We start from the raw sequence: 22,128 nt of genomic DNA, 5'->3' as shown, positions 1-22,128 counted from the left end.
AACAATGGTAAAACGTTTGATTTTGACGGCGATCGCTTTCGTCTTCCTGCTCTGGCAGGTGAATATCAGCCCGGCCAACGCTCTCGAACTCGACGAGAGTACCCGAACCATCCCCCTCAATGACGCGGGTGAACAGGTAACGCTGAGTTCGGAGCAGGTCACTCAAGGCCAACAACTTTTTATCCAAAACTGTACCAAGTGCCATCTTCAGGGAAAAACGAAAACCAATAATAACGTGAGTTTAGGCTTGAAAGATCTGGCGAAAGCGGAACCCCCCAGAGACAACCTACTCGCTCTAGTAGACTATCTGGAGAATCCCACCAGCTATGACGGGGTAGACGATCTGAGCGAGTTCCATCCCAACGTCAGCCGTCCGGATATTTTCCCCGAACTGCGGAACCTGACGGAAGATGATGTCTACGATGTCGCGGCCTATATGCTCGTCGCTCCCCGACTCGACGAACGCTGGGGCGGCACGATCTATTTCTAGATCCGTCATCTCCCGACTTTACAGGAATCCCTCTAGCTCGCTAGGGGGATTTTTGCTTGACCTAGGCACGGAATTGAAAAATTGTCGTGTGGTTAGGGGGTCAGGAGTCAGGAGGAAGAAGAAAGAATATTATGGCTAAAAATTTCAAAAAATAGCGATTTATCTTTTATAATTCCAGTTTTTGAAGTTTTTAGACTTTCAAAAATGAATCTTGCGAGAGGTCGGCTTGTATAGCGGGGGACCCAAAGAACGATCGAGAAAATAATTTTTGATTCCCGGATCGGATAAAAACCGCGAATTCAGTTAAAAATATTGAAAATCGGCATAAAACTCTCGATCCGCCACTCCCCGCGCGCCCCGAACGATCGCTTTTCCGGTCACGGCCGGGAAAAATTCCCTTCGCGACAGATTCTCCCGCGGGCGCGACCGCGTAAAATCGATCGGGATACGAGAGGAAAACGATATGGCGGTCTTCCATCAGCCGATCTGGACATTAAACATCCCGGATGTCTACGAATCTCTTCGCACTAGCGATCGGGGGTTATCGGAAGACGAGGCCGCCGGAAGATTAGAACGATTCGGGCCGAACGAATTACCGGAACCGCCACGCCGTCCCCTCTGGTTACGTTTCAGCGATCGACTCACGCATTTCATGGCGCTCCTGTTGTGGGTCGCGGGCATTCTCGCCTTCATTTCCGGTACTCCCCAACTGGGCTGGGCGATCTGGGCGGTAATCTGGATTAACGCGATTTTTAGTTTCTGGCAGGAATTTCAGGCGGAACGGGCGCTCTTGGCTCTAAAAAACGTTCTACCCGCGCGCGTGACCGTTTATCGGGACGGGGAATTGAAACAGGTTCCGGCGCGGGAGTTGGTGCCGGGGGACACGATCCAACTCGAAGAGGGCGATCGCGTGTCCGCCGATGCCCGTCTGGTGTCCGCGGAAAGCCTGTATCTCGATGTTTCCGTGTTGAGTGGCGAATCGCTTCCCGTAGCCCGCGAGGCTCACCCGGTTCGGGCGCGGGAAGTCCTTCCCGTCCGGGGCGGTAAAACTCTGACCCATCCAGGGGAACATCCCCTACAGGAAAAGGTAAATCCCTCGGAAATCGCCAATCTCGTGCTGGCGGGCGCGACGATCGCGGCGGGACGGGGAACCGCGGTGGTTTACGCCACCGGATCGCGGACGGAATTCGGTCAGGTGGCGCGTCTGACCACGAACGTACAGCGGGAAACCAGTACCCTAGAGGTACAGGTCGCCAAGATCGTGCGGACGATCACGGCGATCGCTGTCGGGACGGGAATTCTCGTTTTCTCGCTCACTTCCCTGCTAGTGGGCATGGAAGTGAAAGAAAGCTTTCTTTTCGCCATCGGGATTATCGTCGCTTTAGTTCCCGAGGGATTACTGCCTACCGTGACTCTCTCGCTGGCGATCGGGGTGCGGCGGATGGCCCGGCTCGGCGCGCTCACCCGTCGTCTTTCCGCGGTGGAAACCCTCAGCGCGACGACGGTGATCTGTACCGATAAGACGGGAACGCTGACCGCGAACGAGATGACGGTTCGTTCCCTCTGGTTTCCCCCGAATCCCGTCGGCCCGGGAGCGATAGAGGTGACGGGGGCCGGCTACGATCCCACCGTCGGTCAGGTGAATATTCCCGAGGGTTTCCCGTCTCGCTGGCGGGTCGATCTCCTGCTGGCCGGCGCCGCGCTCTGTTCTAACGCCCGTTTGATCCATCTCACCGCCCCGAGCCGTTGGCAGGAAATCGGCGACCCTACCGAGGCCGCTTTATTGGTGGTCACGGCGAAAGCGGGTTTGAATTTGGAGGTATTGAAGCAAAAATATCCCCGACTTCGCGAGATTCCTTTCGATTCCCGGCGGAGGCTGATGACGGTCTTACTAGATTGGCGAGCGGCCGACATCTGGCCGGGGGAAGATCCCTATCTGGCTTTTACCAAGGGCGCGCCGTTGGAAGTCTTGCGTCACTGTCAGTATATTCTCCGGGACGGGGCGATCGAGGAGATCGGGACGGTCGATCGATCCGAAGTGGCGGCCGCGAACGATGAATTGGCCGGTCGGGGTTTTCGGGTGCTGGGATTGGCGGCCCGGAAAGGGGGGAAGGCATTGTTGGAGGCGGGCGCGGGGGAATTGGAACAGGATCTCACGTTTATCGGGTTAGTGGCGATGTTCGATCCTCCCCGGCCGGAAGTGCCGGACGCGATCGCCCGTTGTCACGGGGCCGGAATCGGGGTGACGATGGTGACGGGGGATTACGGGTTAACGGCGGAAGCGATCGCCCGTCAGATCGGTTTGGTGAGAGAGAAAGCCCGCGTCGTCACGGGGGAGGCGATGGGGCATTTATCCGACGCGCAATTACGGCAGATCTTACAAGATCGATCGGGGTTGGTTTTCGCCCGGATGTCCCCGGAACATAAGCTGAGACTGGTGCAAGCCTATCAGGATAACGGGGAAGTGGTGGCGGTTACGGGAGACGGGGTGAACGATGCCCCGGCACTGCGGGCCGCTCATATCGGCATCGCGATGGGCCGCAACGGAACCGATGTGGCGCGGGAGGCCGCGGATATCGTGTTGACGGACGACAATTTCGCCACGATCGTCAGCGCGGTCGAGCAGGGACGGGCCGTGTACGCGAATATCCGTAAATTTATGACGTATATTCTGGCTTCTAACGTGGCGGAAGTGGTGCCTTTTTTGCTGATGGTGGCGCTGAAAATCCCGCCGGCGCTGGGAATTATGCAGATCCTGGCGATCGATCTCGGAACGGATCTAATCCCGGCTCTGGCGTTGGGGGCGGAGCGGGCGGAAGCGGGAACTTTACAACAACCGCCCCGACCGCGGACGAAAGCGCTCCTCGATCGATCTTTACTCCTGCGGGCCTACGGTTTTTTGGGATTGTTAGAGGCGGTACTGGGAATGGGGGCGTTTTTTCTCGTCTGGTGGAGTTACGGCTACGGGATTCGGGAATTACAGGCGGTAACGCCGACTATTCTCTCTCGATCGGCGGATGCGGCGGTTCTGGCGATTTACGTGCGGGCGACCACGATGATGCTGGCGACGATCGTGGCCGGTCAGGATGGGAACGTTTTCGCCTGTCGATCGGAACGGGTTTCGATTTTCCGACTGGGATTCTTTTCCAATCCCGCGATCTGGCTCGGTATCGCGGTGGAATGGATTCTCGTGCTATCGATCACTAGAAACGAGTTTTTACGGGGGGTTTTCTCGACCGCGCCGTTAGCGCCCTGGCAGTGGTTATTTTTATTAATTTGCCCGCCGATCGTTCTCGGCGCGGAGGAACTGCGGAAAGCTTTACTATATAAACGTCATAAACGCCGTCGATCGCTCGATCACTGACAGGTTCGTAAAACCTCGATATCCGCGCCGACGATCGCCGTTAGATTTCGGGTGATTTTTTCTCTATCCCAATTCCACCAGGCGATCGATAGTAAAGCCTCGATCGCCTCGTCGGGAAAGCGTTTCCGGATGACTCTCGCGGGATTTCCCCCGACGATCGAGTAGGGGGGAACGTCCGTGGTGACGATCGATCGGGTGGCGATAATCGCGCCATCGCCGATGTGAATCCCCGGCATAATTAAAGACTCGTAACCGATCCAAACATCGTTTCCCACCACCGTATCGCCTTTCGTTTCCCCGTCCTCTATCTCCGGAGCTATTTTTTCCCAACCATTACCGAAAATATAAAAGGGATAGGTGGAAAAACCCGCTATCGAATGATTCGCGCCGTTCATGATAAATTTTACCCCGGTCGCCAGGGCGCAGAACTTACCGATGATTAATTTATCCCCCATAAACGGGTAATGATAGAGAACATTTCTCTCGAAATTCTCCGAATCGACGGGATCATCATAATAGGTGTAATCGCCGATAATTATATTCGGGTTCGTTACGGTATTTTTGATGAAGCAGATTCGAGGGAATCCCTGCATCGGGTGTTTTTCATTCGGATCGGCACCAAACATCTTTACCGGGTTGGATAGATAACTAGAAAATAGAAACCGAGTCGGTTTACGCGTTCGCTAAACAACTTAAATCGATAACATTTTGATGCCGAGAACGATCAGTACGGCCCCGCCGAAAAGTTCTACCTGACTGCCGAAACGTCCCGAAATTCTTTTCGCGAGGAACAGCCCCACATAGGTCGAGATAAAAGCCCCGATCCCGATCGCTAAAGAATAAGTCACGATCGGTTTATTCACGATCCCGAGCGATACCCCTACCCCTAATGAATCGATACTCGTTACCGTGGAAACGAATAGGATCTTGAGCCAACCATGTACCTTGATATCGTCTTCTTCGTGTTTTTTCGATTTCATCTCTAGGTAGGCTTGATAGCACATATGTCCGCCGACCAGCACGAGTAAGAAAAAGGCGACCCAGTGATCGTAATCGATGATTAAATTACGGGAAATATTTCCTAAGAGAAAACCGAGCGCCGTCGCGATCCCTTCCGAAAAACCAGAACTTAACGCGAAAAACAAGGCTCGTCTAGGGGAAAAATGACGGAATCCCAACGCGACCGCGGCGGAAAATGAATCGATACTTAATACTAAAGAAAATAACAATACCTCGATGAACATAAACCTCGATCGGATTTTTAGGGATGGGAGAACGGGCAAAAATTCGCCCGGAGAATCGATCGCTATCGCGATCCCCGCCGGGAAAGCTCGATTTTCGGTCAAATTTTCAGCGGGATAAGACGATTCTATCGGATCTCGCCCGATCGAACTTTCATAGTTCTCTCACGATCGTGTTATTTTCGTTTCATTTATCTTAAAACTCCCACATGACCGGGTTATCGTCCAGGTAATCCGTTACCTGTCGCCCGATCGAGTCGATCGCCGTCAAATCCCCCGCCGATAATTCGACCGCGATCGCCTTGGCATTATTGATCGCCTGAGCGGCGTTCCGAACCCCGGCGATGACGTGGGTTCGCGGTTGTCGGATCAGCCACGCGAGTGCGAGTTGTGCCAGGGTACAGTTTTTCCGTTCGGCGATCGGTTGGAGTTCGATTAACGCTTTCTGTACCCGTCGGAAATTCTCGCCGGTAAACAGCTTATTTTTCGAGCGGTGATCGCCCTCTTTCAGTTGGAATCCCTCGCGGAATTTCCCCGTTAACAATCCCTGCGCGAGCGGGGAATAGGCGAGAATAGAAATCTCGTTCTCGATACAGTAGGGGGTTAATTCTTTTTCGGCCCAGCGCCAGAAGAGGGAATAGGGGGGCTGTACCGACTCGATCCGTCCGTAGCGGGACGCTTCTTCGAGTTGGGCGCGGGAGAAATTGGAGACACCGATCGCCCGGATTTTGCCCTGTTCCTTGAGATCGGTTAGCGCGCGCATCGTCTCCTCGATCGGCACGATCTGCGTGTTCCAGGTTCCCGAGGGCCAGTGAATCTGGTAGAGATCGATATAATCGGTGTTCAGGTTTTGTAAAGAGCGATCGCAGGCCTCGATCGCCTGTGAGTATTGCAGGTGATTGGCGAAAACCTTAGTACAGTACACCGCCCGATCGCGAACGTCCGACAGCGCGCGGGCGACGATCTGTTCCGAATGTCCCTCGCCGTACACTTCCGCCGTGTCCACCGTCGTGATGCCGGCATCGAAAGCGGCCCGGATCGCTCGAACACTTTCGCCGTCGTCGATCCCCGTCCACATCCGTTTTCCGGCCTGCCAGGTGCCGACGAGAATGGGGGTGATCTGAATGTCCGTTTTGCCGAGCGAGCGAGTTTCCATGGGGTTTTTGTCCTAGTGTAGCACGGGGGAAGGGGGTCGAGCGGTCGTGTCGGCGAGGTTCGCGCGGATCGAACGAGCTTCTCGCGAGTACCGGGGAAATACGGAACTTTCGCCGCCCGATCGCTTCAATAGATCCGAAACGATCGCTCTCGACCGTATCGAATCCGGTTTCCGGCGCCTGTCAGTGCCGATCGGGAACTCGATCGATAGACAAAGTTAACGGGCATCGTTTAGAATGAACCACTGAATATCGGGCAGTCACGATTCTTTATCGCCATGACAATTCTCTCGGCGACCACTCTCAAAAAACAAACTAGATGGTCAGCGATCCAGCGATATTGCGAATTGCTGAATGTTTTAGTCGAGCGCAATCTCAAAGGGCGTTACCGAGGCTCCATTTTGGGAGTTTTCTGGTCTCTGCTCAACCCGGTCATCATGACCGCATTATACACGGCGATTTTCGGGACCGTTTTCGCCTCTTATTTCGATAACTCCAAAGTAAACTATATTCTAGCCGCTTTCACCGGTTTGGTGGTGATCAATTTCTTCAACGCGGCGACTAACCAAGCTCTCCCGAGTATCGTCTCGAACGGAAGTATTCTCAACAAGATCCGTCTCCCGGTGAGTATTTTTCCGGTCTCGATGGTGCTGGCGAATGTCTTTCAACTGTCGGTGAGCGTTCTGCCACTGTTGGTGATCGTCACCCTCTGGAGGTCGGGCAGTCCTCTCAACGTTGTCTTATTAGTTTTTCCCCTAATCTCGCTGGCTCTGGTTTGCATCGGGGTCGGCTTTCTCGTCAGTACCCTGTACGTCTTTTTCCGAGATCTGCCGTATTTTTACGAGATTGTCTGTTTCGTTCTCTGGATTAGTAGCCCGATTTTCTATCCCGTGGAGATCGTCCCGCCCGCCGTTCAACCGTTCCTGTTCTTGAATCCTTTATTCCCGATTATTGAAAGTATCCGCCAGTTATCTCTTTCGCCGGGCCTTCCCGACTTCGGTCTGATCGGTCGGTCTCTATTGGGCGGGATCGTGATCCTCGGGATCGGCTGGAGTTGTTTTCGAGCTTGGCGGCATTTATTTATGGATTTATTGTAAATGACAGAAGTAATTCGGCTCGATCGGGTTTCTTTATTACGGCGAACTCAGGAGGAGTTTTCCTACGATCTCAAGAAAACGATCCTCTCGATCGTCGAGGGAAAATATCGGAAACCCGCCAAGAAACTGGTACTGGATGAAATCGATCTCGTGATCCGATCGGGCGAGAAAGTGGGGATTATCGGGGCGAACGGGGCGGGAAAATCGACGTTATTAAAAGTTATCTGCGGGATTTTGGAACCGACCGAGGGAACCGTTCGGGTGAAGGGACAGATCGCCTCGCTGATCGAACTCGGCGCGGGATTCGATCTGGATCTTCCCGTACAGGACAATATCATTCTCTACGGGGTGATGTTAGGCTTTTCCCGACAGGAAATGAAAGCGAAAACCAAGGATATTCTCGATTTTGCCGAACTAGAAGATTATATCGCCACGCCGGTCAAGTCTCTCTCTTCGGGGATGGTCGCCCGCTTAGGATTCGCCATCGCCACCGAAGTCCATCCCGATATCTTGATCCTCGATGAAGTGTTATCGGTGGGAGACGAGAGTTTTAAAAATAAATGTAAGCGACGCTTGAAAAAGTTCTGGAACTCCGACGCGACGATCTTGGTGGTTTCCCACGATCTGGAGTTGATCGCCGAGTCTTGCGAGCGGGCGATCTGGTTGAATAAAGGTCATTTAAAGTTCTCCGGTAACTCTAAGGACGCGATCGAGACCTATCTAGAATCGGTGCGCTGTCAAGAAAATATCCCGTAGCGGTCAATCAAGATTTTCACGGCCTAGAATGTTGGAAAACGGGAATTCTCGCTTTCCCGGTTTCCGTCGGCCGGGGGGAGCCGGTCAACGCCCACCGAAACGGACTACAATCTAGCGAAAGGTTTATCGATCGCCATCTCTCGGAGGAATAAAAAATGCGCGCCTTACTGATCTATCCCGTTTTCCCTCCCACGTTCTGGTCGTATAACAAGATACTCGAACTGGTCGATCGCAAAGTGCTACTCCCTCCCCTCGGGATGATTACCGTGGCGGCGATATTACCGCGAGAGTGGGAGTTCAAGCTGGTCGATCGCAATATCCGCGCCGTCACCGAGGAAGAGTGGGATTGGGCGGAAATCGTCATTCTCTCCGGCATGATCGTCCAGCGTCAGGATTTACAGGAACAGATCCGAGAGGCGAAAAAACGGGGCAAACCGGTCGCCGTCGGCGGCCCCTATCCCACTTCCGTCCCCGAAGAGTTTACCGAAGCGGATTTTCTCATTCTCGACGAGGGGGAAATCACCCTACCGATGTTCGTCGAGGCGCTGGAGAGAGGGGAGACGAAAGGGGTCTTCCGGACTACCGAGAAACCGGATGTCACCACCACGCCGATCCCGCGTTACGATCTCCTCGATTTCGAGGCTTACGATTCCATGTCGGTGCAATTCTCGCGGGGATGTCCGTTTCAGTGCGAGTTCTGCGATATTATCGTTCTCTACGGTCGCAAACCGCGCACGAAAACCCCCGCGCAACTGCTCGCGGAACTCGATTATCTCTACGAGTTAGGTTGGCGGCGAGGCGTGTTCATGGTCGATGATAATTTCATCGGGAATAAGCGGAACGTGAAGTTATTACTGCAAGAATTGAAGGTCTGGCAGAAAGAACACGGTTATCCCTTCCGCTTTAATACCGAGGCTTCCGTGGACATCGCCGCCGATCCCGAATTGATGGAACTGATGGTCGAGTGTTATTTCGACGCGGTGTTTCTCGGTATCGAAACCCCGGACGAGGATAGCTTACAGTTAACCAAAAAGTTCCAGAATACCCGGAGTTCGTTGACGGAGACGGTCGATAAGATTATTGAAGCGGGATTGCGCCCGATGGCGGGATTTATCATCGGTTTCGACGGGGAGAAGAAGGGGGCGGCCGATCGCATTATCCGCTTTGTCGAGGAGGCGGCCATCCCTACGGCCCTGTTCGGAATGTTGCAAGCCCTTCCCAATACCGCCCTCTGGAATCGCTTGGAAAAAGAAGGACGATTGCGACTGACGGGAAAACAGGATATTAACCAGAGTAGTCTGATGAATTTCGTTCCCACCCGCCCGATCGAGGATATCGCCAAAGAATATATCGAGGCGTTCTGGACATTGTACGATCCGGAAGTGTTTCTCGATCGAACCTATCGCTGTTTCCGGAAACTCGGCGCGCCGAAAGCGAAACCGGCCTTTAAATGGCCCCGTCGGGCCGATCTCTACGCCCTGGCGGTGATTATCTGGCGGCAGGGGGTGAAACGTTCCACGCGCTGGAAGTTCTGGAAAAATTTATTCGGCATTCTCCGCCACAACCCGGCGAACGCGGAACATTACATCACCGTCTGCGCTCATAACGAGCATTTTCTGGAATACCGGCAGATCGTCCGCGACGAGATCGAGAAACAACTGGCCGAATTCCAACGTCAGGAAGCGCTTTTACAGGAGAAGGAACCGGTGATCGCGCGCTCTCTCTAGACATCGGTTCGGGATTTCGGGAGGTTGTCGATCCCGCCCCGTTATCTTCTCGATGGGGATGGGGCGGGGCGATCGAGCGTTACTTTCTACTAGCGACAACCGCCCGTCGGATTTTCGGTTTCGGGGATCGATCGGAAAAGTTTCCAATTTACCTCGATCGTGGTAGAATTTTGGCGATCGAACCGAATCGGTCTCGATCGACCGGGAACGATTAGAGTTCTCTATCTTCCGAGCGGATTTCCACCCGATCATTCAATTCACCGTGGGTATTTTACCTTTCGTTACATACCCCAAAACTAATCTCTCAGAGCCTACCGCGATGTTACTGAACTTTCTTAAAAAAACTCCTTTTTACGAAATCTACCATAAGTACGATCTGTTCACTCAAAAAAGCTTGTCACAGCAAGGACAGGATTATTGGGTGATTAATGAGGTTTTTCACGGTAAGAGAAATGGATATTTTGTTGAAATAGGTTCCGCGGATGGTATCTCGATTAACAATACCTATCTTTTAGAAAAAGTTTACGGCTGGACGGGAATTTGTGTGGAGCCGAATCCCGAATATTTCGCTCTTTTACAAAAAGTTAGAACCGCGACTTGTTTTAATGTTTGTGTGGATCGAGATTTCGGTAAAGTTGAATTTGTCTTGGATAAACTGCACGGGGGAATTTTAGAATCCCATCATTATAATCAAAGTGTATCCGGACAAACACGAGCGCTCGCCGAACGGACGATCTCGCTAGAGGCTATCCCCCTAGTCGATTTACTGAAGCAAGCGAACGCTCCTCGGGTTATCGATTATTTATCGATCGATGTGGAAGGAGCGGAGACTAGGATTTTGGGCGATTTCCCCTTCGATGAATATCAATTTACCTGTATGACGGTCGAGCTACCTAGCCCGGAGTTACAAGAAGTTCTTCAAACGAACGGTTATCTTTGTGTGAAAGTAGTCCCGGGCCTGGATCATTTTTATATTCATCGATCGTTTATCAAAAATTATCATAGTAACGCGTATAATTTTTATACCCGAAATACCCTGGGCGATCGCCTGAACCATTGGTTTCGGCTACTGACCAATTAGAGAAGATTAATCGGGAGCGAGCTAGATAAAGTCTTTTACAAGGAGACGGGGCGCGAGGGCTTCACCCCGTCAAAAGCTCGATAACCGCTCGGATTCTGGCAAAATCGCCACGATCCCGAGCGGCTATCGATTATTCGAGGGTCAAGGCAGTTAGGCTGGCACCGTAGACTCTTTCGATCGGCAAAAGAGGGGAAAATCTCCCGGATCGGCCCGACTATTCGATCGACCCCCATCTTACGGAAAGCTTTCGCCGGTTCAAATCCTGAAATCGTTAAAAATTTCTCGACACGATTTTCTCGATCGTCGCTTGGGTATCCTGGAGGAATTTCTCGCGGCTGTCGTTGGCGATGGCGAGGTCAGGAACGAGTTTCCGAGCTTGTAACGTCATGTGAAGCTGTAGTTGGGCCACGTACTCGCGGATATCTTCACGGGTTTCGGTTCGGGTCGCGTAAGACATAGGCTATCTAGAAATGTCCTCTTAGACTGATGCGGGACGATTCGCGTAACTTTTATAGAAGGTATCACGATCGAGGAAACCCGAGGCCGGGGACGAAAAAAACTTTACACTCCCGCGGGCTGTTGTAACATTGTGTAACGAGCTTTATCTGGAAGAGAGCGAAAGACCGAAGACGGACAGAAAAGAAGCGTCGTTGACAACTTCGCCGGTGTCCTAACCTTTTTCCGTCCCCTCCTATTCTTTTACCCTTCGAGCCTTGGCTGACAGAATAGGCTATTTTGAAACCTTATCGGTCAATTCGACCCCAAAAAACCCTTGATTTCCGTGGCGACTCTCTCGATGAGAGAAAATTCCATTTCCGGCCAGATCGGTAGACTGACCACTTGGGTGGACATCAGATCGCTGACCGGATTGGGGGGATATTTTTCTTGGTAGACGGGTAATCTATCCTGGGGAACCGGATAGTAGACGACCGTGTTGATGCCTCTGGCGCTTAACTGTTTCACGAGTTCGTCCCGACGACCATCGGTAATCCGGATGGTGTATTGATGGAAAACGTGACCCTCGATCGATCCCGGCGCGATCACCGTCTCGGTACCCGCGAAGAAATCGTTATAGGTCTTGGCTACCTCGCGTCGTTTTTGATTCCAATCCTCGATATATTTCAATTTAACCCGTAAAATCGCCGCTTGTATGGTATCTAGTCGGGAATTGTACCCTAAAACCTCGTTATAGTATTTTTTCCGCGCGCCGTGTACCCGTAACATTCGCGCGAGTTCGGCTATTTCGTCATTATCGGTGACGATTAATCCCCCGTCCCCGTAAGCGCCTAAATTTTTCGAGGGAAAGAAAGAAAACGCGCCGACATCGCCGATCGATCCCGTGAATTTTCCCTCGATCGACGGACGGGAGGAATCCGAACATCCGTCGCCGCATTCGCGACAGTTCCCGTAATATCTAGCCCCGAAAGATTGCGCGCAATCCTCGATAATTTTTAATCCGTGAGCGCGCGCGAGATCGAGAATTCGGGCCATCGCGGCCGGTCGCCCGTACAGGTGAACCGGTAGGATCGCTTTCGTGCGGGGGGTAATTTTCGCGGCGATCGCTAACGGGTCGATATTGTAGGTATCGGCGTGGATATCGGCGAAAACGGGGGTCGCGCCGACATTACCGATCGATTCCGCGGTCGCGAAAAAAGAAAAGGGAGTGGTGATCACCTCGTCCCCCGGCCCGATCCCGAGAGCGCGCAAGCCGATCACTAGGGCATCCGTGCCGGAATTGACCCCGATCGCGTGTTTTACGCCTAAATACGCCGCCACCTCCCGCTCGAACTCTTTAACCGCCGCTCCCATGATAAAAGCGCCGGAATCTAGCACTTCTTGGATGGCGGCTTGAATTTCGTCTTTGATCCGCTCGTATTGGGGTTTCAGGTCGAGAATGGGAATGGTATCCATCGTGATGTCGCGAGGGTAAGGGGAATTAGTGAATACGGATGACTTCCTCGGGGGAGATCTGGCGGTAGGTGGCTCCGGTGGAGTCGGTCGCGTACCCGTCCGCGTCGAAGTGCAGGATATCCCCGTAGGCGCTCATCCAACCGATCGAGCGCGCGGGGACTCCGGCGACCATGTTATAGGCGGGGACATCTTTGGTAACGACTGCTCCGGCGGCGACGAAAGCGTGTTCGTGTAGGGTGATGCCGCAGACGATGGTGGCGTTGGCCCCGATACTCGCCCCACGTTTGACGAGGGTTTTCAAATAGTCATCGCTGGTATTGCGGGGGAACTCGCAACGGGGGGTTTTGATATTGGTGAAAACCATGCTCGGCCCGCAGAAAACGTAGTCTTCTAGAATCACTCCCTCGTAAAGAGAGACGTTGTTTTGAATTTTACAGCCGTTGCCGATGATGACCCGGTTGGCGACGAAAACGTTCTGCCCGAAGGAACAGCGATCGCCGATCGTCGCCCCGCCGCTAATATGGCAGAAGTGCCAGATTTTCGTGTCTTTACCGACGATCGCCCCGTCGTCCACGTAGGCGGATTCATGAACGAAATAATCCCGCATTCAGTACCTCTCGCGCTTTTTCTAGAATTTCGACGACCGCGACCCCGTTCCATCCGTTGGAGAGGGGTGGTTGTCGATCGAGCAATCGATCGAGAAAGTGCCGGCACTCGATCGCCAATGGTTCGGTCTCGTCGAGAACCGGTTGCCAGCTTTCGCCGACGCGATTATTTAAATTCCCGTCGATGCCTTTATCGTGAACGGTGACGGTTTTTCGGGCCTCGTCGTACACGAGCATCTGTTTCTCGCCGAGGACGATCGTTTCGCGCTGTAAAACCGGCCAGAACCAGGAACAGTGAACGTGAGCGGTTTTCCCCTCGGGAAACACGAGATCGACATGAATATTATCGACGATATCGGGCTGTAAAATCGCCTGACCGATCGCCTGGACGGATTGTAGGGAAGGATTGCCGAGTAGGTCGAGAATCACGGAAATATCGTGGGGGGCGAAAGACCACCAGACATCTTCCTCCCGTCGCGCTTTGCCGAGTTTGACGCGGGTGGTGGAAACGTGATACACCCGGCCGATCTCGCCGCGCGCGATATAGTCCGCCATCCAGCGGATCGCGGGTTGGTATAACAGCAGATGCCCCACCATGAGAATTCGCGAGTGTTCGTCGGCGTAAACGGCTAATTCCCGCGCTTCCGTGACGCTGACGGTCATCGGTTTCTCGATAAATACGTCTTTCCCGGCGCTCAAGGCGCTTTTGGCGAGGGAGTAGTGGGAGAAGGGGGGGGTGGCGATGGCGATCGCCGTTCCCTCGGTGGCTAAAGCCTCCTCGTATTGGGAATAGACGGGGATATTCGGGTAAAGTTGGTGGATAGCTTCCCGTTTTTCGGGATCGATCTCGACCACGCCGGCGAGGGCCTCTAATCGATCGAACTGACGCGCGAGATTCTGCCCCCAATTGCCCGCGCCGACCACAATTACCTGATTCACAATAAAGTTACCTTTTCCTGGTTACAGTCGAGATGACGGGTGATTCCCCGCGTGTCTAAAACGGCCTTGGCCTGTTCGACCACGTTACGGTAATCGATATGGCTATGGTCGGTGGTGATGACGACGAGATCGGCTTCTCGGATGGCTTCATCGGTTAGGGGGATGGAGGAGAAGAGAGAGCGATCGATCGCGATCTGGGGAACGTGGGGATCGTGGTAAGACAGTTTGACCCCATCGGCTAGGAACTGTTTCAGGATGGTGAGGGCGGGAGATTCGCGACAGTCGCCGAGATCTTTTTTGTAAGCGACTCCTAAAACGAGAATCCGCGCGCGGGAGGGGGCGATGCCGAGTTGATTGAGGACTCGCCGCGCTTTTCCGACCACGAATTCCGGCATCCGGCGGTTGACTTCCCCCGCGAGCGAGATAAAGTGGGTCTCGAAGTTATATTCTTTCGCTTTCCATTCGAGGTAGTGGGGATCGATCGGGATACAGTGACCCCCCACTCCGGGCCCCGGATAGAAGGGCATGATCCCGAAGGGTTTGGTGTTCGCCGCGTCGAGAACCTCCCAGATATTCAGCCCCATGCGATCGCACAGCAGGGTTAATTCGTTGACGAGGGCGATATTGACCGCGCGGAAGGTGTTCTCGAAAACTTTGACCAGTTCGGCCGCTTTCGCGCTACTGACGGGGACGACGTGATCGATCGTCTGTTGATAGAAGAAGGTGGCGACTCGCAGGGAGGCGGGATCGGAAGCACCGACGACTTTATTGGTGTTTTTGGTGGTATAGCGTTGGTTTCCCGGATCGACGCGTTCGGGAGAGTGGGCGAGAAAGAAGTCTTTTCCCTGTTCGAGACCGCTAACGTTTTCGAGGATCGGTCGCATCACGTCATCGGTCGTTCCCGGATAGGTGGTCGATTCCAGACTGATCAACTGGCCCGGCCGGAGATGGCGGGCGATCGCCTCGGTGACACTCTGGACGTAACTGAGATCGGGGGTGAGATTTTCCGTCAGGGGGGTGGGGACACAGATGACCAGGACATCCATCTCCGGGACCCGATCGAAGTTCGTGACCGCTTCTAGATGGCCGGTCGCGACGAGGTGGCTTAACTCTTCGTCGTTGACATCGGGAATATAGTTGATCCCCCGGTTAATTTTCTCGGCCCGGACGGGGTTCTGTTCGATGCCGATGACTTTGAAACCGACTTTGCCTTTCTCGACGGCGAAGGGTAGCCCCACGTAGCCGAGACCGATCACGCCCACGACCGCGGCGCGTCGGGCGATCTTGTCTTCCAATTCTCGGAGAGCGACGGGTTCGCTCTCTTTAGCTGATTCGAGCATAGCTGTAAGCCCCTGTAGTGAGTTCGCCAACTCCCGATGGCGCGGGGGTCGCGCGAACAGAGTCGCTGTTATCCCTAGCTTGCCCACTCCCGCCCGCGAAACGAGCAACCGCCCGAGATTTTTCCGGGATGATAGGATCGCGGGAATCGGGGGCATACTAAGCTAGGTTCGATCGATACCACTTGACTTTTCGGAATTCTCTAGAGGGAATATCTTGGAGCGGAAGGAAAAATCTCTCGATCGTATCGTGAATCTCCAGAATTGATGGGATGCCGAGTTTTGAATTCGATCGTGACTCGGCCGAAAATTGATTCACTACCGTCGGGATATTTCTCGGCTACAAAATGTCAAGCGATCGTTATTTATTTTAATTTTTCGCTACGATTGAAAATGGTTTCGATCCGATAAAGTAGGTCGTCTAGAAAAAGAGAATTTTTTAGCGTTCTCGGTGTGAGGCGATCCGGTGATATAATTTCGTAAAACTCCAATGTCGCCGTAGAAATAGAGCGATCGAGACAATAGTTTTTCCTACAATCATGACCTTGCTTTATATCGAGAGAATAGTTTATGTTCGATCGCCCATGCTATAAATTTTACTAATCACGGATCGATTTTGGGGTGCTATAAAAAGGGATGGATAGGGGAATACTGAAGAATAGAGTAGCGACAAGCGAGAGGGATTCATGGATATTCGAGGCAAGCGTTTTCTAGTGATCGGTGGAGCGGGATTGATCGGGTCTCACACGGTTGACGAACTCTTACGAGAAGAGGTAGCCGAAATTCGTATTTACGACAATTTTAGCCGGGGAACGCGGGATAATCTAGCACTCGCATTAAAAGATCCCCGAGTCAATATTTTCCCCCTGGGAGGAGAGTTATTACATCGGGATATCTTGAATAAAGCGATGGAAGGAATCGATGGAGTTTTCCACTTCGCCGCGTTATGGTTACTCCATTGTCATGACTATCCCCGTTCCGCCTTCGAGGTCAATACAGCGGGAACTTTTAATGTTTTAGAAGCCTGTATTAATCAGGGTGTGAAACGCTTGGTCTATTCTTCTTCGGCTTCCGTATACGGCGACGCGATCGAGGAACCGATGACCGAAGATCACCCGTATAATAATCTTACCTTTTACGGGGCGACGAAAATCGCGGGCGAACATATGTGTCGATCGCTCTATCACCGTTACAAGTCAACCGATCGGGCGTTCGATTACGTGGGTTTGCGTTACATGAATGTTTACGGGCCGAGGCAAGATTATCAAGGAGCGTATATCGCGGTAATTATGAAAATTCTCGATCGATTAGATCGGGGATTACCTCCCGTGATCTATGGCGATGGTTCCCAAGCTTATGATTTCGTGTATGTCGGGGATTGCGCTCTGGCGAATGTTCGGGCGATGCAAGCCGAAGCGACCGACGCTTTCTACAATGTAGGTACGGGAGTAAAAACGACCCTGCGAGAATTGGTCGAACTAATCCTAGAGATCACGGGATCGAATCAGGAAATTCAGTACGAGAAAGGCGGTCAAACGTTTGTCAAAAACCGGGTCGGTTGCCCCCGGAAGGCGGAACGCGAGCTTAGTTTTCAGGCGCGGGTAAATTTAAGGGATGGCTTAGAAAAGCTGATCTATTGGCGGAAACAACATCAAGAAATTGTCGAGTTATCTCGGCAAAAAGCGGAGAATCGATAAATCGACCGGTATCGTTCACGATCGAGAGAGCTATGTGTGGGATTGCTGGTATTGTCAACGGGAATCACGACCCGGTATCCGCGGTGATTTTGCGATCGATGATCGACTCGATCGCCCATCGCGGCCCGGACGGCGAGGGAATTTATATCGATGGCGCGGTCGGGTTAGGACATCGACGCTTGGCGATCGTCGATCTTTCCTCCGCCGGACACCAACCGATGCTCAGTCAAGACGAGCGATACATTTTGACGTTTAACGGGGAGATCTATAATTTTCAAGAATTACGCGCGCTTTTACTATCTCTCGGCTACACTTTTCGATCGGGAACCGATACCGAGGTATTACTGTACGGGTACGCGGAGTGGGGAGTAGGGGTGCTGGAAAGATTGAACGGAATGTTCGCTTTCGCTATCTGGGATCGCGTGGAGCGCGTTTTGTTTTTAGCGAGAGATCGTTATGGCATCAAACCGCTTTACTACCTACAACGCGGGGAAAATTTCTATTTCGCCTCGGAAATCAAAGCGATTCTCCAGCATCCCGATTACCGCGCGAGGATGGATAAAGAAGCGCTAGTCGAGTATTTTACTTTCCAGAACTTTTTTACCGATCGAACTTTGTTCGAGGGAGTGAAATTATTTCCCGCGGGAAGTTACGCGCGCGTGACGATCGACTCTCCCGCGAACTTCTCGATCGAGCGATACTGGGATTATCAGTTTACCGAACCGGAACATCCGCGAGACGAGAGCGAGTATCTCGAAGAACTCGATCGGTTATTCCGACAGGCGGTAAACCGTCAATTGCTCTGTGATGTGGATTTAGGAACTTACCTGAGTGGTGGCATGGATTCCGGTTCGATAACCGCGATCGCCGCCACTTCCTTACCGTATTTAAAAAGTTTTACCTGCGGTTTCGATCTGCGTTCGGCATCCGGGATAGAAGTGAACTACGATGAGCGAGAAAAAGCGGAATATATGTCGTATTTGTTCAAGACAGAACATTACGAGATGATTTTAAAATCGGGGGATATGGAACGGGTTTTACCGAAATTAACCTGGCATTTAGAAGAACCTAGAGTCGGACAAAGCTATCCCAATTACTATATGGCACAACTCGCGAGTAAATTCGTGAAAGTCGTGTTAGCGGGAACGGGAGGCGATGAATTATTCGGGGGGTATCCCTGGCGTTATTATCGAGCGGTTATTAATACCGATTTCGAGCAGTACATCGATAAATACTATACTTTCTGGCAACGTCTCCTACCGAATCAATCGATCCGGCAGGTTTTTCAACCCATTCGATCGGAGATCGAGGGGGTGTGGACTAGGGACATTTTTCGAGACGTATTTAGGGTCAAGCGATCGAGGTTAAATCGACCCGAAGATTATATTAATCACTCCCTCTATTTAGAAGCGAAAACGTTTTTGCACGGCCTGTTAATCGTCGAGGATAAATTAAGTATGGCGCATGGATTAGAAACGAGAGTCCCTTTTCTCGATAACGATCTAGTCGATTTCGCGATGACTTTACCCGTTCGACTGAAATTAGGGAATCTCGGGGAGATAGTAAGACTCAACGAAAACGAGCCGGGACCGAAATCGTTAAAATATTTTGAAAAAACACGGGATGGCAAACTCGCGCTCAGGAAAATGATGAAAAAGTACATTCCCGAAGAAATCGCCGAAGGAATCAAGCAAGGTTTTTCCGGACCGGATGCCAGTTGGTTTAAAGGGGAGAGTATCGATTACGTGCGAAGGCTATTATTGAAGCGAGATGCCAAGATCTATGATTTTCTCGATCGACAAACGATCCAAAATCTAGTTCAAGAACATTTAGAGGGCAAGCAAAATAAACGATTACTCATTTGGTCGCTGTTAAACGTAGAAAATTGGTGCGAACAATTTCTCTAATCATCGTTCCCTCGATCGAGGGATAAATTCTCAATTTTCCATCAATAATACCGACAAAAATGATCCGAGCATGAAATTTTCTAGCCTCTTCAAAGACATGGCGATCTATGGTTTGGGTGACGTTCTGCTAAAAATGTTTAGCATTATCACCCTACCGATATACACGCGAATTTTTTCCCCGGAAGATTTTGGGATTCTTACGTCAATAGTAACTTTCTCCGCTTTATTTTCTCAAGTCATAGAACTAGGTATCAATTCGGCTTTCGCTCGATTTTATTTTCAAGCCGAGTCGTTGTACGAGCGACAGAAAGTGACATCAACCGCTTTGTTTTTTATTACAATTTGGTCGATCGTTGCCGCTGGTTGTATGATTCCTTTTGCGGGAATATTCTCTCGATGGTTTTTTCAAACAGAAAAATATAATCCTTTATTAATCCTATCCTTGTTCGCGACCTCTCTCGCCTTAATCAATGGTTTTACCAGCCAGATCTTGAGAAATCAATTTAAAGCGAAATTATTCGCAATATTAAATACAACAAGCTCGTTTTTGGGGATCGGTCTATCTCTTCTTTTTATTTTAGTTTATAAACAAGGTATTCTCGGTTTTTTTCTGGCGAATTTAGTCGTTAATATTGGCATGATACCGATCCGATACTGGCTGATAAAAGAATCGATTATTCTATTTTGGAGTTGGCAGATATTGAAGTCGCTGATGGTGTATGGAATTCCTTTGATTCCCATGTCTATAGCTTATTGGGTATTTGTTAGTTCCGATCGCCTGATTATCGGCAAGCTTTCAACCTTCGATCAGTTAGGTCTTTATTCTGTTGCTAATAATATTAGCAATATTTTAGGCTTTTTAAATAGTGCTTTAGGACAAGCCTTTTCACCATACGCGATCAAACACCACGAGGAAAATAGAGAAACTTCAGGTTTATTACTAGGAAAGTGTCTCACGTATATCGTAGCATTTTTCGGGCTATTGTGTTTGGGGTTGTCTACTTTCTCTCTGGATTTAATTAAAATCCTGTCTACCGTCGATTTTTATCCCGCCGCGATAGCGGTCGGCCCGCTCTCTTTAGGGTTTGTCGCTTTCGCTTCCACTCAAGTTACCGCCCTCGGAATTACCTTGAGTAATCAAACTTATTATTTCGTTCTTTTTTCGTGGATTTCTGCGCTTTTGAATTTAGCGTTAAATATTTTGCTAGTTCCTTCTTTCGGTATGTTAGGAGCGAGTTGGGCTACTGCTTTTTCTTATATTTTCTTAACTATATGTTATGGAATAAAATCCAAAAATTTGATTAAAATACAATACGAAACTTCTCAATTATTGAAAATAACAGTGATTACGGTGATAGGGACTGTAATGATTCCGTTTTTGCCCGATTCTTCTTTTATTATAAATCTAATCATAAAATCTATTTACTGCCTGATTTATGTTATTCTAATTATTTTATTCCAGGGAATTAAGAATGAAGATGTTAATTTTTTATGGTCGCGAGCGAGCGCAATTATCGAAAAAATAAAATGATCTTGCACGCGTCCTCTCTTGTGTGATATGATTTCTTCTAAAAACAAACAAAGATTTATTTATGTTAAAACAAATTCTGATTCGTTTCAAAAACTATTTTCTGTCTATCGTGTTAGACCTAGTATTTTTTCCAATCTTATTGCTTTTATGCTTGGTTTCAAGATTTACGAGAAAAGCGTTCGATATCGGGATCGGGCCCGACCCTCTTATCAATAACATTTATCATAAAAAGGCTTTATCATTACAGGGATATCGCGCGGAAACTTTTGTGGATGAGGTTTATTTTATAACGGACGAATTCGATATTAGAGGGGATTTAATATTTCAACGACCTTTTCGATTTTTCAAAAACTATTATTTATTTGTAATGTCAATTTTTAAATATAAAGTAATTTATATCTACTTTAACGGGGGAGCATTAGGAAGAACTCGCTTTTTGTGGTCGATCGAACCCTTGTTATACAAGTTAGCGGGAGTTAAAATTGTCGTTATGGCCTATGGTGGCGACGTGCAAGATATGTCGAGATCCCCGAATTTGTTGTTCAAACACGTCATGGGAATCGATTATCCCTTGCACGGACGACTTCGCCAGAAAATCGCTCGAAAAATCGATCTCTGGACAAGATACGCGGATCATGTTATTTCCGGTTGCGAGTGGGTAGATTATATGTATCATTGGGATACCTTGATGTTAGCTCATTTTTCGATCGATACCGAGAGATGGCGGCCGATACCTACCCCCGAAATCGAAACCGGCTCTAAAACCTTTAAAATTCTCCACGCGCCCAATCATCGAGCGATTAAGGGAACGCGATATTTTATCGATGCCGTCGAGCAACTTCAAGCCGAAGGATTCAACGTAGAGTTGATTTTGATGGAAAAGGTTCCCAATCAGGAGATTCAAAAAATGATGGCCACGGTGGATGTAGTCGCGGATCAACTCGTGGTCGGATGGTACGCGATGTTCGCGTTGGAAGCGATGGCGATGGAAAAACCGGTTCTCTGCTATTTACGGGATGACTTGAAAGAACTGTATATCACGGCGGGTTTGGTGAAACCGGACGAGATTCCGATTATTAATTGTGCTCCCCTAACCGTTAAAGAACAGATCCGCAATTTGATTAACCATCCCGAACGATTATCCGCGATTAAGAAACGTTCTAGAGAATTTGTTCTCACCCATCATTCTTTAGAATCGATCGGTAAAGTATTTTCCTCGATTAACCGATCTATAGAAATTTTTCCGAGTTTATCACCGCCGAATCTTTAGCGGAATCAAAGGGGGAATACC

18 protein-coding genes are annotated in these 22,128 nt (G+C 50.5%); 10 read left to right on the top strand and 8 right to left on the bottom strand.

Annotation, left to right across the window (positions count from 1 at the left end; all coding sequences use genetic code 11):
- Window positions 1–4: 4 nt before the first annotated feature.
- Window positions 5–490, top strand: coding sequence for a photosystem II cytochrome c-550 (psbV, locus tag V0288_RS03740; protein ID WP_332863684.1), 486 nt, complete (start codon window positions 5–7; stop codon window positions 488–490).
- 463 nt (window positions 491–953) lie between these two features.
- A complete protein-coding gene (locus V0288_RS03735) occupies window positions 954–3,854 on the top strand; it encodes a cation-translocating P-type ATPase (RefSeq protein ID WP_332863683.1) in 2,901 nt (966 codons plus the stop codon).
- Here the strand turns inward: V0288_RS03735 and V0288_RS03730 are convergent.
- The 3 genes from V0288_RS03730 to V0288_RS03720 form a co-directional block, all read right to left on the bottom strand.
- Entirely contained in the window at window positions 3,848–4,480 is a 633-nt protein-coding gene (locus V0288_RS03730) for a Vat family streptogramin A O-acetyltransferase (protein ID WP_332863682.1), read from the bottom strand. The two genes, V0288_RS03735 and V0288_RS03730, sit on opposite strands and share 7 nt — an antisense overlap.
- Before the next feature lie 66 nt (window positions 4,481–4,546).
- Window positions 4,547–5,098 carry a manganese efflux pump MntP gene (locus tag V0288_RS03725; RefSeq protein WP_332863681.1) on the bottom strand — a complete coding sequence of 184 codons (552 nt, stop codon included), beginning with the start codon at window positions 5,096–5,098 and terminating at the stop codon, window positions 4,547–4,549.
- 193 nt (window positions 5,099–5,291) lie between these two features.
- Window positions 5,292–6,251, bottom strand: a complete 960-nt coding sequence (locus V0288_RS03720) for an aldo/keto reductase (RefSeq protein WP_332863680.1) — start codon at window positions 6,249–6,251, stop codon at window positions 5,292–5,294.
- Between the two features lie 276 nt (window positions 6,252–6,527).
- Between V0288_RS03720 and V0288_RS03715 the strand changes: the two genes are divergently transcribed.
- From V0288_RS03715 to V0288_RS03700, 4 genes are all read left to right on the top strand, one after another.
- The gene (locus V0288_RS03715) at window positions 6,528–7,346 is read left to right on the top strand and encodes an ABC transporter permease (protein ID WP_332863679.1); all 819 of its coding nucleotides are present in this window, start codon (window positions 6,528–6,530) and stop codon (window positions 7,344–7,346) included.
- The gene (locus V0288_RS03710) at window positions 7,347–8,102 is read left to right on the top strand and encodes an ABC transporter ATP-binding protein (protein ID WP_332863678.1); all 756 of its coding nucleotides are present in this window, start codon (window positions 7,347–7,349) and stop codon (window positions 8,100–8,102) included.
- Between the two features lie 155 nt (window positions 8,103–8,257).
- Window positions 8,258–9,829 carry a B12-binding domain-containing radical SAM protein gene (locus V0288_RS03705; protein ID WP_332863677.1) on the top strand — a complete coding sequence of 524 codons (1,572 nt, stop codon included), beginning with the start codon at window positions 8,258–8,260 and terminating at the stop codon, window positions 9,827–9,829.
- Window positions 9,830–10,223: 394 nt separating this feature from the next.
- Entirely contained in the window at window positions 10,224–10,910 is a 687-nt protein-coding gene (locus tag V0288_RS03700; protein WP_332863676.1) for an FkbM family methyltransferase, read from the top strand.
- 271 nt (window positions 10,911–11,181) lie between these two features.
- Here V0288_RS03700 and V0288_RS03695 read toward each other — a convergent pair whose 3' ends face one another.
- The 5 genes from V0288_RS03695 to V0288_RS03675 all read right to left on the bottom strand — a co-directional run bounded on the left by V0288_RS03695 (window position 11,182) and on the right by V0288_RS03675 (window position 15,705).
- Window positions 11,182–11,367 carry a hypothetical protein gene (locus tag V0288_RS03695; RefSeq protein WP_332863675.1) on the bottom strand — a complete coding sequence of 62 codons (186 nt, stop codon included), beginning with the start codon at window positions 11,365–11,367 and terminating at the stop codon, window positions 11,182–11,184.
- A gap of 293 nt (window positions 11,368–11,660) precedes the next feature.
- Window positions 11,661–12,821, bottom strand: coding sequence for a DegT/DnrJ/EryC1/StrS family aminotransferase (locus V0288_RS03690; protein ID WP_332863674.1), 1,161 nt, complete (start codon window positions 12,819–12,821; stop codon window positions 11,661–11,663).
- Window positions 12,822–12,846: 25 nt separating this feature from the next.
- The gene (locus V0288_RS03685) at window positions 12,847–13,428 is read right to left on the bottom strand and encodes an acyltransferase (protein WP_332863673.1); all 582 of its coding nucleotides are present in this window, start codon (window positions 13,426–13,428) and stop codon (window positions 12,847–12,849) included.
- Window positions 13,406–14,365 carry a Gfo/Idh/MocA family protein gene (locus V0288_RS03680; protein WP_332863672.1) on the bottom strand — a complete coding sequence of 320 codons (960 nt, stop codon included), beginning with the start codon at window positions 14,363–14,365 and terminating at the stop codon, window positions 13,406–13,408. Before V0288_RS03680 ends, V0288_RS03685 begins: the two co-directional genes overlap by 23 nt.
- Window positions 14,362–15,705, bottom strand: a complete 1,344-nt coding sequence (locus V0288_RS03675) for a nucleotide sugar dehydrogenase (protein WP_332863671.1) — start codon at window positions 15,703–15,705, stop codon at window positions 14,362–14,364. The genes V0288_RS03680 and V0288_RS03675 overlap by 4 nt, the downstream gene beginning before the upstream one ends.
- Window positions 15,706–16,388: 683 nt before the next feature.
- Here V0288_RS03675 and V0288_RS03670 point away from each other — a divergent pair.
- From V0288_RS03670 to V0288_RS03655, 4 genes are all read left to right on the top strand, one after another.
- Entirely contained in the window at window positions 16,389–17,399 is a 1,011-nt protein-coding gene (locus V0288_RS03670; protein WP_332863670.1) for an NAD-dependent epimerase/dehydratase family protein, read from the top strand.
- A gap of 32 nt (window positions 17,400–17,431) precedes the next feature.
- On the top strand, window positions 17,432–19,306 hold the full coding sequence (gene asnB / locus V0288_RS03665; protein WP_332863669.1) for an asparagine synthase (glutamine-hydrolyzing): 1,875 nt from the start codon (window positions 17,432–17,434) through the stop codon (window positions 19,304–19,306).
- Window positions 19,307–19,376: 70 nt separating this feature from the next.
- Entirely contained in the window at window positions 19,377–20,837 is a 1,461-nt protein-coding gene (locus V0288_RS03660) for a lipopolysaccharide biosynthesis protein (RefSeq protein WP_332863668.1), read from the top strand.
- Between the two features lie 367 nt (window positions 20,838–21,204).
- Window positions 21,205–22,107 (top strand): glycosyltransferase family protein, encoded by a 903-nt coding sequence (locus tag V0288_RS03655; RefSeq protein WP_332863667.1) that lies wholly within the window; start codon window positions 21,205–21,207, stop codon window positions 22,105–22,107.
- The last annotated feature ends 21 nt before the right edge of the window (window positions 22,108–22,128 follow it).

The sequence above is a fragment of the Pannus brasiliensis CCIBt3594 genome, from assembly GCF_036688125.1.
GTDB classification, from domain to species: Bacteria; Cyanobacteriota; Cyanobacteriia; order Cyanobacteriales; family Microcystaceae; genus Pannus; species Pannus brasiliensis.
Note: the sequence above shows the minus strand (reverse complement) of the source record. Positions and strands in the feature narration are given on the sequence as shown.

Excerpts from the sequence above, each read along its gene's own strand:
- V0288_RS03735 (WP_332863683.1), top strand. The coding sequence starts at position 954 with ATGGCGGTCTTCCATCAGCCGATCTGGACATTAAACATCCCGGATGTC.
- V0288_RS03710 (WP_332863678.1), top strand. The coding sequence starts at position 7,347 with ATGACAGAAGTAATTCGGCTCGATCGGGTTTCTTTATTACGGCGAACT.
- V0288_RS03675 (WP_332863671.1), bottom strand. The coding sequence starts at position 15,705 with ATGCTCGAATCAGCTAAAGAGAGCGAACCCGTCGCTCTCCGAGAATTG.
- V0288_RS03725 (WP_332863681.1), bottom strand. The coding sequence starts at position 5,098 with ATGTTCATCGAGGTATTGTTATTTTCTTTAGTATTAAGTATCGATTCA.
- V0288_RS03670 (WP_332863670.1), top strand. The coding sequence starts at position 16,389 with ATGGATATTCGAGGCAAGCGTTTTCTAGTGATCGGTGGAGCGGGATTG.
- V0288_RS03695 (WP_332863675.1), bottom strand. The coding sequence starts at position 11,367 with ATGTCTTACGCGACCCGAACCGAAACCCGTGAAGATATCCGCGAGTAC.
- V0288_RS03655 (WP_332863667.1), top strand. The coding sequence starts at position 21,205 with ATGTCAATTTTTAAATATAAAGTAATTTATATCTACTTTAACGGGGGA.
- V0288_RS03690 (WP_332863674.1), bottom strand. The coding sequence starts at position 12,821 with ATGGATACCATTCCCATTCTCGACCTGAAACCCCAATACGAGCGGATC.
- V0288_RS03720 (WP_332863680.1), bottom strand. The coding sequence starts at position 6,251 with ATGGAAACTCGCTCGCTCGGCAAAACGGACATTCAGATCACCCCCATT.
- asnB (WP_332863669.1), top strand. The coding sequence starts at position 17,432 with ATGTGTGGGATTGCTGGTATTGTCAACGGGAATCACGACCCGGTATCC.
- psbV (WP_332863684.1), top strand. The coding sequence starts at position 5 with ATGGTAAAACGTTTGATTTTGACGGCGATCGCTTTCGTCTTCCTGCTC.
- V0288_RS03705 (WP_332863677.1), top strand. The coding sequence starts at position 8,258 with ATGCGCGCCTTACTGATCTATCCCGTTTTCCCTCCCACGTTCTGGTCG.
- V0288_RS03715 (WP_332863679.1), top strand. The coding sequence starts at position 6,528 with ATGACAATTCTCTCGGCGACCACTCTCAAAAAACAAACTAGATGGTCA.
- V0288_RS03660 (WP_332863668.1), top strand. The coding sequence starts at position 19,377 with ATGAAATTTTCTAGCCTCTTCAAAGACATGGCGATCTATGGTTTGGGT.
- V0288_RS03685 (WP_332863673.1), bottom strand. The coding sequence starts at position 13,428 with ATGCGGGATTATTTCGTTCATGAATCCGCCTACGTGGACGACGGGGCG.
- V0288_RS03730 (WP_332863682.1), bottom strand. The coding sequence starts at position 4,480 with ATGTTTGGTGCCGATCCGAATGAAAAACACCCGATGCAGGGATTCCCT.